Source organism: Leptospira idonii (assembly GCF_004770995.1).
GTDB lineage: Bacteria > Spirochaetota > Leptospiria > Leptospirales > Leptospiraceae > Leptospira_A > Leptospira_A idonii.
In genome coordinates this window covers 1-16,231 of sequence record NZ_RQHW01000043.1, presented here as the reverse complement: position 1 = coordinate 16,231, position 16,231 = coordinate 1, and the positions used below count along the sequence as shown (strand labels likewise).

The window sequence follows — 16,231 nt, the reverse complement described above, 5'->3', positions numbered from 1 at the left end:
TCTCACCTTCTGTCTTTATATAAAAACGAATAGACTTGCGACTTCGTATAACTACGGCTTACCGCTTCGCTACGGGATTCGCAAAGCTCACCCTTGCTCGGTCTTCGACACATTGGCTACTGTCACTCTCCTTGCAAAAGCAAGCGTCGTGCCAGTCTAGCCAACGTCGGTAAGCCTAGTTCGTTAGCCGCCATTATTAAATATAATAGAAGGAAAAAATGAAAATTATAGGAATCGAATTATTAAACATAAGATCATTTAGCAAACTAGAATGTGATTTTCGGAATACGAAAGTCTTTATTGGACAAAATGACCATGGAAAATCATCAATATTGAAAGTTTTAAATTTAATATTAAATGAAATTGACTTCGACGATTTTGAATACGGAGCAATTCCAGAGCATCATGCATTATTGCTCTTACCAGCAATGAAAAACTCATCTCATAAAGAAAAAAGAATCGTATTAAAATATTTATCTACTTCAGATAAGGTAAACAAACTATATTTAAATCTCAAATCCGATTTTAGCGTTTTCGTACATACAGACGCTTCTATAAAAACAAAATCGGAGGAAAAAGCTTTAAAGATCTTAAGCAAACTCAGAGAACTTAATAAATTTATTTTAATTCCAGCAATTAGAGATACAAAATCATTTGATTTTGAAACTTTACTGACAGAAACTCTCGAAACATATGGATTATCCGATTTAACTCCATCAAAACGAGGAGGAACAGTTAGAGGATATAGAACCATTTCAAAGATTAGAGAAGAAGTAACTAAAGATGTTAAATCAATCTTAAGTAATAAACTTTTCCCAGCACTTAAAGAAAAACTAGGTATTAAAACAAATCACCAGTTGTCTATAGTTTTTGACGTCGATATTCCCTCTATCTCAGAATGGATAAAAGACAACATAAAACTTTCATTTGAAATCGAGAAAGACACAACAATACCACTGCTTGAATCAGGCACAGGAGTACAATCGGCAATTCTACTTGCCTTACAGCAACTGAAAAATGAAGCAAAAGAAAACCCTCAAATTCAATATTTCTTTGCAATAGAAGAACCTGAGGCTTTTCTGCATCCTCATAAACAAAAAGAACTTTATCAAAATATCAAAGACTCTTCTAGTACGAATTTAAATTACATTATAACAACGCACAGCCCATTTATAGTTTCTAACACAAAGTTTAGCGAGATAGGTATTGTTAGAAAAGACTATCTCTATTCAAATCTCTATTTTCCTGATACTAATGACACTAACCAAGAAGAAATTTATGAATTTTTTAGTAATGAAATTAATTCTCAGATTTTTTTTGCAGAAAAAGTTATATTTGTAGAAGGAGAAAGCGATAAGCTAGCACTTGAAGCTTTGCTTAAAAAGCATCTAAAGAGCAATTCAAATAATATTAGTATTATTCCAACCGGTGGAAATAGAAATTTCTCTCCTTATATAAATCTAATTACTTCATACAAAGGATTAAAAATACCATTTTTAATCCTTACTGATTTTGATTCTGTTACTTCGGATAATGATAGAGCACTTTTTACAGGAATAAAAAAGTCGAAACTTGATATAAAAAACGAAAAGAAGCTTATTGAGGCAATTGATAAGGCTATCCAATCTACAAAAGAAAGTGAACATCGATCAGCAGCCACATTAGCAACTAAAACCTTAAGAGAGTCTAATATTAATGCTTTCATTCTTCCTTCAGATCTAGAATATTCCCTAGTTTCACAAGACAACTTACATCAAGTTTGCCAAATCCTTAACAGGTATAAATCTACTAACAATTCAAATGATTATACAAAAGGTTTTGACCTTATCACCATAAAAAGACAAATCGGTAGCAAAGGTATTCCATTTAATCCAATGGAAAAACCACAATTTAAGAGGCCGTATGTTCATAAAAAGATTGCAGAATCTATAGATCTTAATCATTGCAATCCTGAAATAAAAAGCCTTCTTGATGCTATAGATTCTCTTTAAAATAACGGCGGCTAACTACGGCTTACCGCTTCGCTGCGGGACTCGCACTGCTCGCCCTTGCTTGGTCTTCGACACATTGGCTTTCTGTCACTCGCTTGCAAATGCAAGCTCTGTGCCAGTCCCTAACGCCTCTCTGAGGCTCAGGGTCAGCCAACGTCGGCAAGCCTAGTTCGTTATGCGTCATGGATTAAATATATAAATATAAAATTAAATTATGCCTATACCCAATTTTAATATATCAGGTATTTTACCTCCTTATTTGCTCGGCTCTAGTCCAGCTGTTCAAAGTGACGTATCCCCATACAAAAGCACATTGGTCGATTTTGTAAATTTTTTCAATACGTCACCCCCGCGGAAAAATCTTCTTGAAGGATTTTTAAAGCATAGAATAGAATTAAAAAAATTAGGAATTGTCGACGGATTTCAATGGATAGACGGCAGTTTTGTCGAAGAGGTTGAAAAAATTCGGTCAAAAGATCCAAGCGACGTAGATCTTATTACGTTTGCATATCGTCCACCTGGAATTCCAAATGATCTGGAATGGCAAAAAATCATTAACTCTAATCTTGCCATTTTCCATCCCCAGTTTAGTAAAAAACATTTTAATTGTGATGCATACTATATAGATCTGAACCTTAAATCTGATTATATTGCAAGACAAACCTCTTATTGGTTTGGTCTATTTACACATCAAAAAATTACCGATGCTTGGAAAGGAATTGTTGAGATTAATCTAATTGATGATGAGAGCGTTATTCTTCATCAATTGCAAGGCAGTTAACTATGTCAAAAACACTCATGTTAGCAAGCTTAAAGGCAGACTTGACTGCCTTAGAAAATTTAATTGCCGAGGCAACAAAAGCTAATGATTTTATAGGCTTAATGCAATACAAATTCCGAAAATCAGAAATTGAAGATTCAATAATTGCATTAAATAGAAATCTCCAACTGAAGGCAAATATAGCATTATTTTTTGGAGGAAAGCCTGTATTCGGAACTTTAGGTATATCTGCAAATTTTGCTGGGAAAATATTAAATGAATTTCAATCGCTAGTCTCTAACACTTACGCTTTCTATAACTTAAAAGCAAATAATATGAATTTGCCCTCTAACAAGGGAAAAATCCCTCTTGCAAATGATTCAAATTTAATGGTTACTTCAGTAGTGCATGGTTCATTTGGTTTCGTTTTAGAAGAGCTTAACGACGAAACACGAATTTTTGCTTCACCATTAATATCAGTAGTAGAAAACGTTGTAAAGATCATACAAAAAACGTCCTCCGAAAAAGAAGAGGAATTCAATGAAATTATTACATCATTAAATATGAGAATAATAAATTCTTTAAAAATATTCTTCCATGATCTTGATTCAAACTTTTCTACAATTAGATTAGTAGAAAGAGATACAGATATATCGTTAGACGAGAAAGCAATTCATCGAGGCCGCACCCGAACAGAACATCTTGAAATAGATAATATTGATATTGAAATCCAAGGATTGCTTATAGGTTTTTTACCTGATCATTTAAAATTCGAAATACAGCTAGAATCAGGGGAAATAATTTATGGTTCAGTTGATAAATATGCACTTGAACAGTTAAAACAGAAAGAGAAACCTATAATAGGTAATTTTTGCAAAATACTCGTAAACATGAAAACTATAGAACAATTAAATGGAGACATTAAACGAGACTATTTGTTAAAATCTTTCTTAGATCAAAAATCCACGACGCATAACAGCGACTAACCGCTTCACTTCGGGACTTACGCCCTCGTTCGGTCTTCGACACATAGGCTTTTGTCACCCCTCTTGCTTACGCAAGCGTCGCGCCAATCCCTAACGTCCCGTCCGGGACTCAGGGCCAGCCTACGTCGGTTAGTCTAATTCGTTATGCGTAATTTTTGAATTGTAAATTTCAGATCGTCTGACTTAAATCCGAGCTAATGGAATCAGCTTCCCATAATAATAAATTAAAACAATATCAAGCTATCTACCGAGAATGTAGAAGGCTAAATTTAATAAACTCTGAAGAAATTTCATCTATCGAAGAATATATTGAAAAAAGAACAAATTCTAAAGTAAAAATTAAAGTAATAGAACATGGACGCCATTTAACATATGAAGCCCTTGCTATTAAAATTGACCAAGACCAACTCTTATTTCCAATAAAAAGATCAACCGAGATACAGGGAAATCGAACCAGAGCGATTGATAAAAATGCGATATTTGAAGAACTTGGATGGATCATTCCACCTTATTTTCCGATAGAGCAAATACAAACATTAGCAGCATTTCTTAAAGAGGCACAAGTCCAAGAAAGACATTCCATGCTTGAACAAGCATTAGCTAAAATGTATCACTATGAATATTTATCGGCACTTTATTCCGAGCGCTATGCCAAAATTCCACTTATAAGTGATTATAAAGAAATAATTCTTGAAGCAATTAAATCACATGCAAGTGGATTCAGATACACTCCCATCATCTCACTTATCGCAGTAATTGAAGGCACCTCTAGATCAATTTTAAATAGCTTTAACATTTTTACGAGTTTAATAGGATTAGAATTATATCAAAAAATGTTAAGCTCTTTTAGATCTTACTACAAAACAAAGATATTATATACCAATTATCACTGGATACCTTCTGAATATTGTGAGAATAGTTTCTTAGAAAGCTTTGATCATACTATGAATATAATAAAAGCATTTGAAAATTTTATTAAGAAACATTTTTATTCAAATTCAAATGAATATACTGGTGTTGGAAGCTTAAACCGAAATGGAATTGTGCATGGCTTCTATCTTGATTACAATTATTCATTCAATTTTCAAAAACTAATTACTGTTCTTGATTTATTATGTTTTATCCTTTCATGGAAATATAATTTTTCATTACTTGGACCAGATCCAACTCCTGAATCTCTTGTTTTATATAATGAATTGGCAATTCTATCATCTAAAATTAAGAAACAAAATCGATTTGCCAAAAACTACGCATAACTACGGCTTACCGCTTCGCTGCGGGACTCGCATAGCTCGCCCTTGCTTGGTCTCCGACACATTGGCTACTGTCACTCCTCTTGCAAATGCAAGCGTCGTGCCAGTCTAGCCAACGTCGGTAAGCCTAGTTCGTTAGCCGAAATGAATAAATATATTATCAAAGGTATTCATGAGATTAAAAAAGCTCAATATAGATATAAATGAAATGCGGTCGCTACTACTTAAAGCACTAAAAAAGGAAAAAGAAACCCAATATCTATCAATATGTAGAAACGTAGCCCTGATAGCAGCAAATTCATACCGAATTGGGTCAGATGCTTCAACAATGACTTTAGGAAGTGGAAATTATAACCTAGATCAGGACGATGAGGATCTTATTCGAGAATTAATTTGGAATTTAGTTATCGAGAGGGTTCTAACAATTGGGATTAATAGCTCAAACGCAGCATGGCCATTCTTAAAAGTCACAGCATATGGAGAAAAAGTTTTAAATTCTGATGAGCCGATTCCACATGATCCAAGTGGCTACATCCAACGTGTAGTAGAAAAAATCCCATCTATTGATAATGTAATAAAACGATACCTTATTGAAAGCATTGAAACATATAACATTAATATGCTACTTTCATCAACAATTGCGCTAGGTTGTGCATCAGAAAAAGCAATGGTTCTTTTGATAGATAACTTTATAGATTCAGTCGAAGATGATTCAGAAAAGAAAAAACTGGCAAAAAAGATTGAAAATTCATTTATAAAAACAAGATTTGAAATATTCAAATCAGAATACACCTCAAGAAAAGCAAATTTTCCCAAAAATATTAACGAAGGCTTTGAAAATACACTCATTGGTATTTTTGAAATGATAAGGGCAAATAGAAATGAAGCAGGACACCCGACAGGAAAAGAATTCAGCAAGGAACAAGTGTATGCAAATCTACAAGTCTTTATTACTTATTTAGAAAAGATTTACCAAATGATAACTTTTTTTAAGAAAAACAGAACTTAGAAGACATTCACTTCGGCTAACTACGGCTTACCGCTTCACTGCGGGATTCGCACAGCTCACCCTTGTTTGGCCTAAAGGCACATTCCCCTTCTGTCACTCGCTTGCAAAAAGCAAGCTCTGTGCCAGTCCATAACGCCTCTATGAGGCTCACGGTCGGGGAACGTCGGCAAGCCTAGTTCGTTAGTCGCAATAAGCTAAATATTTAAAATGAACTCGAAATATTATGACATTACGTATTAAGAAGCAAAAAGAAAATTCAACGACTTTATATCTTCTAACGAACTCTGAAAGGAAAGGTTTCGTTGATATAATTACCTATAGAATAGATAAAAACAAGCGCGAAATATCATTCTACCCTCCAGAAACATACAATCCAGTCACAAAGAAAAATAATAAATCAATAGTGATTTTTGGATTTAACAAGTTACCTCCTGAATTCCATGAAAAAGGATATATAAAATCTGGAGCCAGTTACTACTTAGTGAAATTATTGAATGACTATTCTCTCAAAAAAATTGAAATCCATTTAGATCCATCATCTACAATAGGCTTTGATTCTAAAAAAGAAATTCTACGCTTTACATATAATATCTTTTCCGCATGGATTCAATCACTTCAAATAGCAAGTAACGAAGCCAAAAGAGAACGAGTGATAATTGTTAAAAAATTCTTCAACTCAATCGATCCAAATGAGTTTCCGACCTCAGAAAACAATACAAATATTGTAAGAAAAAGGTTACTAGAAAGTCTAAACGAAAATATTATTGAATCTCTCTTACCAGATGAAATTTCTAAAATCGATACTTTTTTTGAACAAATTATAGAAAAAAAGTATAAAGCTAAAATAAAAAAGACAGAAATTGTAAATAAAAATTCAATTAAGTTTGGATCAAAGGCAATCGAAAATGCCATCCAGTCTTTTGAAAACTTAATTAATAAAAATGCTTCCGAAGAAGAATATGGTAGCTTCTTATTAAAAAATCTTTTCGTAATTGATAGTCGATATATTCACGCTATACCTCAAATTAACTTAACATTAGGCGGTAAACGCCTATGTGATTTTGGGCTAATTGATTTTGATTATAATTTAGATATCTTTGAAATTAAAAAACCATCAACCCGACTGCTAAGCAAATCAATCGATAGAGGAAACTATTATTTCCATTCTGATTGTGTGAAAGCGGTAACTCAAATAGAAAAATACTTATATAACGCTGAGAGTAAACAAGCTGTTCTAGAGAGAGATCTAAAAAGGAAAATTGAATTAAACTTTCCTATTAATGTGATAAAACCAAAGGCTTTCCTGATAATTGGTAATAGCGAACAGCTTGACAATGATAAAAAAAAAGAGGATTTCCGCATACTCCGAAATTCTTATAAAAATATAGAGATTATTCTCTACGATGAATTATTAAATCGAATTCGAAATCTAAAAAACAGATTGATATCAAAAGATAATTAATCTCTCTATTCAAGCTTACTGCGACTAACTACGGCTTACCGCTTCGCTGCGGGATTTGCACAGCAAACCCTTGCTCGGGTTGCACCACATTCCCCTTCTGTCACTCGCTTGCAAAAAGCAAGCTCTGTGCCAGTCCATAACGCCTCTATTGAGGCTCATGGTCGGGGAACGTCGGCAAGCCTAGTTCGTTATGCGAAAGTGCAGAAAATCATTTCTAGAATTTAAAGGAAATAAAAAATTAAATGAAATTTTCTAATTGGTTTAAAATAATCTGGTGGGTAATCTTATTAATTATTTTAGCTTTAATATTATCCACTCGAATAAATTCTATTATTAATGGTTCATCTGTACCCGCGGATATATTGATTTTCTTAATTTTCATAGCTCTAATGCTAGTTCCTATCTATTCAGAAATTGAATTCTTTGGTATAAAATTTAAGCAAGAACTGGAAGATTTAAAGAACCATTTGGACTTAAAAATCAGTGACATAAAGAATGACTTTCGTAATCAACAATCACAATCATTAACTACAAATTTCAACAGCTTTGGTCCCCCACCACCAGATATAAGCCTACCTCAATTAACTGAAGAAATAGAAAGGATAGTCAGAACTCGATTAACAGAGTTAGGTACCCATCAAGAAGGAGAAACAAACTTACAAATTGAAGTTCCTGAAAATAATCTTCAACTTTTCAAAATCAGATTCAATATTGAGTCCGAATTAAGAAGAATTTGGATTCAGCGATTTAATAAAGAAAGCAATGACAATGTTCGATATCACTCCTTAGTTAAAATAATGAGCGAATTAACTAAATATGAAATTCTTGATAAGAGTTTTTATGGGATTTTAAGGGAAATTCTATCAATTTGTAACTACGCAGTTCACGGGGAAACAGTTTCGGAAAATCAAGCTTCCTTTGTGACAAGTAATGCACAAGAAATCATAGAATATTTAGCAAATATAAACTAAATTCAAAAATTTAACTCTTCTGCACCTTCGCATAACTACGCCTTACCGCTTCACTTCGGGACGGCACAGCCGCCCTCGTTCGGGTTGCACCACATTGGCTACTGTCACTCCTCTTGCAAATGCAAGCCTCGTGCCAGCTTAGCCAACGTCGGTAAGCCTAGTTCGTTATGCGTAATGGGTTAAAACCCAACAAACCTTAAAAATAAATGCTAAAAAAGAATCTAAATAGCATAAATTCCAATTTCTTAGGTTGACAAAGTAGCCACTGGAGCCACCATTTATCTATGAAATCAATTGGGATCAAAGATTTAAAAAATAATCTTAGTAGTTACCTCGAATTTGTCAAAAAAGGAGAAACTATTGTTATATATGATAGAAATAATCCTATTGCAGAAATCAAAAAATTTTTAAAGTCAGACAATAAAACTGATCTCTTTATAAATGAAGCTACCCAGAATAAATCAATGCTTCCTGCAAAAGAATTCAAAGAAATTAAGTTCCCTAAAAACAACCTCCTTAAAGGCACTACAAAAACAAATATTTCAAATACATGGAAGACTATTTATAATGAAGAGAGAGCATAACATTGGCTCTTTACATTGATAGTAGCTTTTTGCTAAGCATTATCTATTCTGAAAATCATTTTGAGAAATACTTAGAGATATTTAATTCTCAGGAAAAGAAATTTAGCTCTATTCTCTTAGAAATTGAAACGATGAGATCTTTAAATCTTATTTATACTCTGAAAAAAAAAGAATTAGGCAAAGCTTGGCTCAATGAAGCAGAAACATTGCTTAACGATTTTCTTTCTCAAATTAATTTAAAAAATGTTGATTTTGACATACAGTTAGAAATAAAAAAACACAAAAATATTTTGGAGTTGAAATCCCTGGATGCAACGCATCTAGCGACTGCGATTTATATAAGGAAAATGATCTCTGACGATTTAATTATTTGTACTTTAGATGACAAATTCAGAAGTGTTTCCAAAAAATTTGAGTTTAGTTTATTACCAAAAAGTATTACTAAATAACCCACTACGCATAACTACGGCTTACCGCTTCACTTCGAGACTCGCACTGCTCGCTCTCGTTCGGGTTTCACCACATTGGCTACTGTCACTCTCCTTGCAAAAGCAAGTGTCGTGCCAGCTTAGCCAACGTCGGTAAGCCTAGTTCGTTATGCGCAATAATTTTAATCAAATAAGGAATATTAATGAAAGAACAAATAAAAAAAATAATTTTACTACTAGAAAAACAATCCAATACTATATTGAATTCTTGGCACGATGACCGAACTCTTACAGAAGTTTTTGGTTGGAATTTTCCGTATGTAACAAGATTTGACCTTGCATCTTTACCCACTTCCTTAGCAAAAAAACTGTCGTTTATTCAAATTGAAAGTATTGATACTAAATTACTGCAAAATATAGAGTCAAAAATAAATGGAGCAAACACTCATATACAATATTTCTTTAATGGACATGGGGATAAAGCAATTCCAGCATACATTGCAACTATAGAATGTATAAAGCAACAATTAAACCCATTGTTTAATTTAGAGACATTAACAGATACTACTATATTGCCAAATCGCATTGCAAAAAAACTAAGGTCGATACAAGCAGAATTAAATGAAATAATTCCACAAAAAGATGATTTACTTAAGCAAATAAACATAATAAACAATGCAACAGAAGCTGCGGAAAATCTCCCTGTAGATTTGGAAAGTTTAAAATTAGCTAGAGATAAATCAAAAAATACAATTGATGAACTAGAAAATTTTAGCGCAAAATGCAAAGAGTTATTTGAAAAATCAACTGGGTTAACTGAGAAAATAGAAATACAAAAAAATGAGGCAGAAAAGCTAATTAACCGTTGTGAAGAAGCATATAGAATAACAACAACAAAAGGTCTTGCGGCCGCCTTTGATCAACGTGCTACCCGACTTTCTAGATCCATGTGGACATGGGTTCTTGGCCTTATCATTTCTTTAAGTAGCGCTGTATTTCTTGGTTCAAAAAACTTTGACTCACTTAAAAATATATTCGAAAATCCAAACGCCGAATCTTTTTTGCAATTAACAGTTTCATTCATAAGTCTAGGAGCTCCTATATGGTTTTCATGGTTGGCTACGAAACAAATTGGGCAGCGCTTTAAACTTGCTGAAGACTATGCATTTAAAGCTTCTGTAGCAAAAGCATATGAAGGTTATAGAAAAGAAGCTGCAAGGATAAATGAAAAACTTGAAGCACAATTATTTGAATCAATTTTAACTAGATTGGACGAACCACCTTTGAGACTAGTTGAAAGCTCATTACATGGTAGTCCATGGCACGAATTTTTATCTTCTGTTGATTTCCAGTCTGCATTAAAAAATATTCCAGACCTACAAGAATATCTTTTTAATTTTCTTAAGAATAGCAAAAGTATAACACATAAAGCTACGCAAGAAATTTTAACTAAAAATCCAAAATCAGGGTAAATTTTAAAATAAAATTACTGCGCATAACTACGGCTTACCGCTTCACTTCGAGACTCGCAATGCTCGCTCTCGTTCGGGTTGCACCACATTGGCTACTGTCACTCCTCTTGCAAGAGCAAGCGTCGCGCCAGTTTAGCCAACGTCGGTAAGCCTAGTTCGTTATGCGCCATTTTAAAAATTGACTTATAAGAAATTTAGGAATTAATATGATATATGGATAAAGAAGACAAATCTATAGAAGCTATCCAAAGCGAATTAGAGGATACAGATAGCGTTCCAATTCATTTTGAAGTACTTACATATCCTGCAGATTTTACTCTTGAAAATTTGGTTTCTAAGTATCAAAAGAATCAGATTAAAATACCAGGATTTCAAAGGAAATATGTATGGGATATTAAGCAAGCGAGTAAACTAATTGAGTCGTTTCTTCTTGGATTACCTGTACCATCAATTTTCCTCTATAATGATCTTGATGATAATAATGTATTAAACGTAATCGATGGGCAACAGCGTCTAATGTCTGTTTTATACTATTTTAATGGCTATTTTGGAGATGAGGAAAAAGGAAAGAAAACAGTTTTCAAATTAAAAGGAATAAATAGCAAAAGTCCGTATTTTGATAAAAGCTATGACGATCTCAAGAAAAACGATCTTGCCTCATTTAACCGCTTAAATGATTCTGTTTTACGAGCATTTGTAATTAAACAAATCAATCCACAAGACAATACAAGTATTTATCATATATTTGAAAGATTAAATACCGGAGGAGTAAAACTAGAAGGCCAGGAAATACGCAATTGCGTTTATCATGGCAATTTTAATGAACTTTTAAATGAATTAAATAAAACGCCAATATGGAGAGAATTATTTGGACAAAAAAAATTCAATCAAAGATTAAGAGATGTAGAATTAATTCTTAGATTCTTTGCTTTATCAGATCGATTAAATAAATATGAATATCCTATGAAAGACTTTCTTTCAAATTACATGAAAGACAACCAAAATGTAAAAGAAGATTCATTAAATAAATACAAAATATCATTCAATAACGTCTCTAACCTCATTCTCAGCAACCTTGGGAAGAAACCTTTTCATATAAAATCAGGCTTAAATGCGGCTGTTTTTGATTCCGTCTTTGTCGCTTTTGCAAAAAATCCAAATAGCATTCCGGAAGACATCAAAAATAGATATGCAGATTTAAAGAATAACGAGGAATACATGAAATATATTTCTAGTGGAACCACAAATGTAGATACAATTAAAAAGCGTGTTCAAATTGCAGAAAGGATCTTATTCAAATAAAATGGATCTCAGAACTCTTGATGCTCGTTTCGCTGATTGCGAAATACTTATTTCCAATGTCATCAACAAAAGTTTAGACTCAGAGTCTTATAAGCATGAAATATGCAGAAGTTTAGTTCTAGAAACAATATCTAATTATGAAACAATTATTGAAGATATTTTTGTTGAAAGGGCAAATAAAACCAACGATAGGCATATTATAAATTATGTCAAAAATCAAGTGAGTAAAAAATTCAGGAGCCCTGATTTAAGTAAAATTACAGAAATCTTATCTCAGTTTGATCCAGATCTAAAAAAAGAATTTCTAACGAAAGTAGCTAACTCACCTATTCATTCAGCTTGGGATAATTTAATGAAGGCACGCCATTCCATAGTTCATAAGCAGGGTAATCTGCAATTAACATATGATGAATTAAAAAGAACTTATCCAGATACAAAAACAGTTTTAGAAGAGCTTATATCATTACTTACATAAAACGGCGCATAACTACGACTTAACGCTTCGCCGCGGGATTCGCAAAGCTCACCCTCGCTCGGGCTAAAGCCACATTCCTCTTCTGTCACTCGCTTGCATACGCAAGCTACGCGCCAGTCCCTAACGTCTCTTCGAGACTCAAGGTCGAGGAACGTCGTTAAGTCTAATTCGTTATACGAAATGTGGCAAAACGAAATTTTAAGAACAAAATCAATAAAGAGCTACGAAAAAAGAATCAAGCAAACTATTAAAAATAATTGACACTGTAACGCTATTCCGTTACACTAGAATAGTGAGAGAACTCATTGCATACAAAGGTGAGAAATTCACTATCGAATGGTATTTTGATGAGAGTGAAAAATCAGATGTTCTTGATTACTTTGATGATTTACCTGAGAAATTTCAGATCAAAACATTAGCTCTTTTCAAAAGATTTGCTGATATTGGAGAAATTAAGGATAATACTAAATTCAATTTTGAAGGAGATTCAATATTTGCTTTTAAGCCTATTCCACACAGATTTCTTTGCTTCTTTGTAAAAGGAAAAAAAATCATCATCACAAGTGCTTTCCACAAAAAAACTGACAAATTACCTAGAAACGAAAAAGAAAGGGCATTAAAAAGAAGGGAAGATTATGAAAAACGAACAAAAAAAGGCACCTACTACTAAATCTACATTTGATCGTTTAATGAAAAATCATGCTTTCAAAGAAAAGTTTGATAAGGAATACGATGCATTAACTCTCTCTGAAACTATTATTGAATTAATGGAAGCGGAAAAGCTTTCTGTTAGAGAACTCTCTAAACGTGCAAATGTCTCTAGCACTGTTATTCAAGAAATCAGAAGCGGGAAACAAGACAATCCGACTTTACTCGTACTTTCTAAATTAGTTCACACTTTAGGTGCTGAAATTATTATAAAAAAAGGCAAGAAAACTCTCGCTAATGTATAAGCCACACTTCGTATAACTACGGCTTACCGCTTCGCTGCGGGACTCGTTTCACTCACCCTTGCTTGGTCTACGACACATTGGCTACTGTCACTTCTCTTGCAAAAGCAAGCGTCGTGCCAGTTTAGCCAACGTCGGTAAGCCTAGTTCGTTATGCGTAATTGACAAAATGAAATACATAAACTTTAAAAACTACAATGGAATTTGCTGGTGGTCTGGAAATATCGCAGATAGCAGAGAACACAAATATAAAAAATCTGATTTTATCAGACATTTTGGAACGCCTCCATACGGATCCATAAGCGATCCCGCTTTAGTGAAAGATGGTAAAACTAAAGCAGTAAATGGTCCTAAGGCTGATATCCTTAAATTCAAAAAAAATATTAATGCTAAATATAATAATGAAATCAGCCAACCTTTTGATTTTGCATATTCAAAGTTTATAGAATATTTTGAAGAAAACCAGAAAACAATACTAAGAAATCAAAGAATAGATTTTTCAACAATATTTGAAAACCCTCTTGCAGATAAACTAAATTTAATACGCTACATCGTCAAACATATAGGATGTAGATTGAGTGATAATAATATTGAAGTCGATAGATCACTAATTGATTTTCTTAATGGAAAAGATACATTAGATCATCTTTGTATTACATTTCATATTTCTTTAGATAGACACGTATTTCTCAAAGAAGCAGAAAGTCCATATTTAGGGCTTTCTCCACTAGACATGATAGTAAACGAAAACGACAATTCTCTAATTCACCACGTATATGGAAATTTTTCACTAGGGATACTTGATTTCTTCTATATATATAGCAAAAATATAAATAATTCCGAATATCCAGGGTTGCATAATTATTTTAAATACCCTTGGATTGTTTTAACTCCAATTTACATTAATCAAAAAACTTTAAGTTCATTGGAACCAGAATTAAAAGATATCAAAAAAGCAGAGTTTGATAAAGACAATTACTTATCTTTCTTTTTCAATTCTAAAAATTACTTTTCATGGTATGACTCTCATTAATACAGTTGTCAACTACGCATAACTACGGCTTACCGCTTCACTTCGAGACTCGCACGGCTCGCTCTCGTTCGGGTTTCACCACATTGGCTACTGTCACTCCCCTTGCAAAAGGCAAGTGTCGCGCCAGTCTAGCCAACGTCGGTAAGCCTAGTTCGTTATGCGAAAATTTAACAAATTTATTAAATAAATTATGAAATGCAAATTAATGAAGAAAACTTTTAATTTTTTTCTCGTAGCTTACATATTCCTACAATTGTATAACTGTGAATCCCAAAAAAACAAAGATGAGAAAAATAATAACGAAAACATCGAATCAGAATCGTTAATTAAAGAAAAGGAAGTTTGGTATGTAAATTTTATAGATGGAGTATATATAAGAAAGCACCCTACGGTAAAATCCGACCCGATTACTTACCTAAAAAACAATCAACGAATAGAAGTAATAGGAAAAAGTAATATAGAAGACATTGTAAACAATAAGAAAGGAAATTGGTTTTTAGTTAAGCCAGATTATAACACGAAGGGTTGGATTTTTAGCGCATACCTTGCAAAAGGCAAAATTAATCTACATATTAAGAATGAAATGATTGATAAATCAGCGCTAAACTATACAGATGTTTTTTTTTCCAATTACCCATCGCTAGAAATTTATAGTGAACCCAATCATCAATCATTATCGCAAAAAATTGATGGCTGGGGTCCAGATCTCATTAAATTAGAAGAAATAACCTCAATACAAAGTATTAATAGATTTCAGTTAGGCAACTGGATTAAAGTAAAATATAAAGATATGACTGGTTACGTTCTATCCACAGAAATCAAATTATTTAATGGTGAGTGCTCTAGATTTGATAAAACTTATGATCTTAGTGACACCTCTTGGATTCTAAATACAAAACCAGGCGATATTGTAAATAATGAACGTTGGAAATTATTTAAACACGGAAGTAACTATCAAAATTATGAGAATTTCAGCTCTAGCTTGATATTAAATGAAAATAAATACTATTTAATTTTGTTTAAGTCTCTAGATCTATGCCAACAAGACAATCATATGGGATTAGTAAAAATTCTAGCCTTAAAGGAAATTAAATATAATTCCTTCTTGGAAAAAATTCAACTTCAAGAGCCAAATTCTGGATTAACTTGTGAAAATGGTACAATTTGGGAAGAAGAGATATTTGTAGTGACAAGTAAAAATACAATCAATGGGAAATATAATATATCTAGTTCATATAGAATAAACTTAACGACAGAAAAAATTGAAAAAATCAATTTTCACAACATTATTTGCTACGAATATTGCGAAAAAAATGACTGTGATTGATAGTGTTAAATCTTCGCATAACTACGGCTGACCCGCTACGCTTCGGGATTCGCACTGCTCACCCTCGCTCGGCCTAAAGGCACATTGGCTACTGTCACTCCTCTTGCAGATGCAAGCGTCGTGCCAGCTTAGCCAACGTCGGGTAGCCTAATTCGTTATGCGCAACTCTTTAAAATGAACATTCAATACATAAGTTACTCAATACTCGCATTTTTATTTTTAATTCTA

The 16,231-nt window shown here is 33.0% G+C and carries 16 protein-coding genes; all 16 read left to right on the top strand.

The features are described 5' to 3' along the window. Positions 1 to 218: 218 nt before the first annotated feature. The 16 genes from EHS15_RS11840 to EHS15_RS11765 all read left to right on the top strand — a co-directional run bounded on the left by EHS15_RS11840 (position 219) and on the right by EHS15_RS11765 (position 16,003). Positions 219 to 1,991: an ATP-dependent nuclease gene (locus EHS15_RS11840; RefSeq protein ID WP_135760793.1), complete on the top strand. Its 1,773-nt coding sequence runs from the start codon at positions 219 to 221 to the stop codon at positions 1,989 to 1,991. 214 nt (positions 1,992 to 2,205) lie between these two features. Continuing rightward, positions 2,206 to 2,772: a DUF6932 family protein gene (locus tag EHS15_RS11835; RefSeq protein WP_135760792.1), complete on the top strand. Its 567-nt coding sequence runs from the start codon at positions 2,206 to 2,208 to the stop codon at positions 2,770 to 2,772. 2 nt (positions 2,773 to 2,774) lie between these two features. Further along, positions 2,775 to 3,737: a hypothetical protein gene (locus EHS15_RS11830; protein ID WP_135760791.1), complete on the top strand. Its 963-nt coding sequence runs from the start codon at positions 2,775 to 2,777 to the stop codon at positions 3,735 to 3,737. A 197-nt stretch (positions 3,738 to 3,934) separates the two neighbouring features. Beyond that, complete coding sequence (locus tag EHS15_RS11825; RefSeq protein ID WP_135760790.1) at positions 3,935 to 4,993, top strand: hypothetical protein; 1,059 nt, start codon at positions 3,935 to 3,937, stop codon at positions 4,991 to 4,993. Between the two features lie 169 nt (positions 4,994 to 5,162). After that, positions 5,163 to 5,999, top strand: coding sequence for a hypothetical protein (locus EHS15_RS11820; RefSeq protein WP_135760789.1), 837 nt, complete (start codon positions 5,163 to 5,165; stop codon positions 5,997 to 5,999). Positions 6,000 to 6,222: 223 nt separating this feature from the next. Beyond that, positions 6,223 to 7,461: a Shedu immune nuclease family protein gene (locus EHS15_RS11815; RefSeq protein ID WP_135760788.1), complete on the top strand. Its 1,239-nt coding sequence runs from the start codon at positions 6,223 to 6,225 to the stop codon at positions 7,459 to 7,461. 242 nt (positions 7,462 to 7,703) lie between these two features. Then, entirely contained in the window at positions 7,704 to 8,432 is a 729-nt protein-coding gene (locus EHS15_RS11810) for a hypothetical protein (protein WP_135760787.1), read from the top strand. A 284-nt stretch (positions 8,433 to 8,716) separates the two neighbouring features. Next, entirely contained in the window at positions 8,717 to 9,016 is a 300-nt protein-coding gene (locus EHS15_RS11805; RefSeq protein ID WP_135760786.1) for a type II toxin-antitoxin system Phd/YefM family antitoxin, read from the top strand. A gap of 2 nt (positions 9,017 to 9,018) precedes the next feature. Further along, positions 9,019 to 9,465 (top strand): PIN domain-containing protein, encoded by a 447-nt coding sequence (locus EHS15_RS11800; protein WP_135760785.1) that lies wholly within the window; start codon positions 9,019 to 9,021, stop codon positions 9,463 to 9,465. A gap of 182 nt (positions 9,466 to 9,647) precedes the next feature. Next, positions 9,648 to 10,916: a hypothetical protein gene (locus tag EHS15_RS11795; protein ID WP_135760784.1), complete on the top strand. Its 1,269-nt coding sequence runs from the start codon at positions 9,648 to 9,650 to the stop codon at positions 10,914 to 10,916. A gap of 213 nt (positions 10,917 to 11,129) precedes the next feature. Next, positions 11,130 to 12,218, top strand: a complete 1,089-nt coding sequence (locus EHS15_RS11790) for a DUF262 domain-containing protein (RefSeq protein WP_135760783.1) — start codon at positions 11,130 to 11,132, stop codon at positions 12,216 to 12,218. A gap of 1 nt (position 12,219) precedes the next feature. Beyond that, a complete protein-coding gene (locus EHS15_RS11785; protein ID WP_135760782.1) occupies positions 12,220 to 12,693 on the top strand; it encodes a HEPN domain-containing protein in 474 nt (157 codons plus the stop codon). A 292-nt stretch (positions 12,694 to 12,985) separates the two neighbouring features. Then, a complete protein-coding gene (locus tag EHS15_RS11780; RefSeq protein WP_135760781.1) occupies positions 12,986 to 13,363 on the top strand; it encodes a type II toxin-antitoxin system RelE/ParE family toxin in 378 nt (125 codons plus the stop codon). Next, positions 13,329 to 13,646: a helix-turn-helix domain-containing protein gene (locus tag EHS15_RS11775; protein ID WP_135760780.1), complete on the top strand. Its 318-nt coding sequence runs from the start codon at positions 13,329 to 13,331 to the stop codon at positions 13,644 to 13,646. The genes EHS15_RS11780 and EHS15_RS11775 overlap by 35 nt, the downstream gene beginning before the upstream one ends. 166 nt (positions 13,647 to 13,812) lie before the next feature. Next, entirely contained in the window at positions 13,813 to 14,676 is an 864-nt protein-coding gene (locus tag EHS15_RS11770; RefSeq protein WP_135760779.1) for a hypothetical protein, read from the top strand. A gap of 205 nt (positions 14,677 to 14,881) precedes the next feature. Then, the gene (locus tag EHS15_RS11765) at positions 14,882 to 16,003 is read left to right on the top strand and encodes an SH3 domain-containing protein (protein WP_167884221.1); all 1,122 of its coding nucleotides are present in this window, start codon (positions 14,882 to 14,884) and stop codon (positions 16,001 to 16,003) included. The last annotated feature ends 228 nt before the right edge of the window (positions 16,004 to 16,231 follow it).

Bases quoted from the DNA above. Each gene is read 5' to 3' on its own strand.
- EHS15_RS11840 (WP_135760793.1), top strand. From the start codon at position 219: ATGAAAATTATAGGAATCGAATTATTAAACATAAGATCATTTAGCAAA.
- EHS15_RS11835 (WP_135760792.1), top strand. From the start codon at position 2,206: ATGCCTATACCCAATTTTAATATATCAGGTATTTTACCTCCTTATTTG.
- EHS15_RS11830 (WP_135760791.1), top strand. From the start codon at position 2,775: ATGTCAAAAACACTCATGTTAGCAAGCTTAAAGGCAGACTTGACTGCC.
- EHS15_RS11825 (WP_135760790.1), top strand. From the start codon at position 3,935: ATGGAATCAGCTTCCCATAATAATAAATTAAAACAATATCAAGCTATC.
- EHS15_RS11820 (WP_135760789.1), top strand. From the start codon at position 5,163: ATGAGATTAAAAAAGCTCAATATAGATATAAATGAAATGCGGTCGCTA.
- EHS15_RS11815 (WP_135760788.1), top strand. From the start codon at position 6,223: ATGACATTACGTATTAAGAAGCAAAAAGAAAATTCAACGACTTTATAT.
- EHS15_RS11810 (WP_135760787.1), top strand. From the start codon at position 7,704: ATGAAATTTTCTAATTGGTTTAAAATAATCTGGTGGGTAATCTTATTA.
- EHS15_RS11805 (WP_135760786.1), top strand. From the start codon at position 8,717: ATGAAATCAATTGGGATCAAAGATTTAAAAAATAATCTTAGTAGTTAC.
- EHS15_RS11795 (WP_135760784.1), top strand. From the start codon at position 9,648: ATGAAAGAACAAATAAAAAAAATAATTTTACTACTAGAAAAACAATCC.
- EHS15_RS11790 (WP_135760783.1), top strand. From the start codon at position 11,130: ATGGATAAAGAAGACAAATCTATAGAAGCTATCCAAAGCGAATTAGAG.
- EHS15_RS11785 (WP_135760782.1), top strand. From the start codon at position 12,220: ATGGATCTCAGAACTCTTGATGCTCGTTTCGCTGATTGCGAAATACTT.
- EHS15_RS11775 (WP_135760780.1), top strand. From the start codon at position 13,329: ATGAAAAACGAACAAAAAAAGGCACCTACTACTAAATCTACATTTGAT.
- EHS15_RS11770 (WP_135760779.1), top strand. From the start codon at position 13,813: ATGAAATACATAAACTTTAAAAACTACAATGGAATTTGCTGGTGGTCT.
- EHS15_RS11765 (WP_167884221.1), top strand. From the start codon at position 14,882: ATGAAGAAAACTTTTAATTTTTTTCTCGTAGCTTACATATTCCTACAA.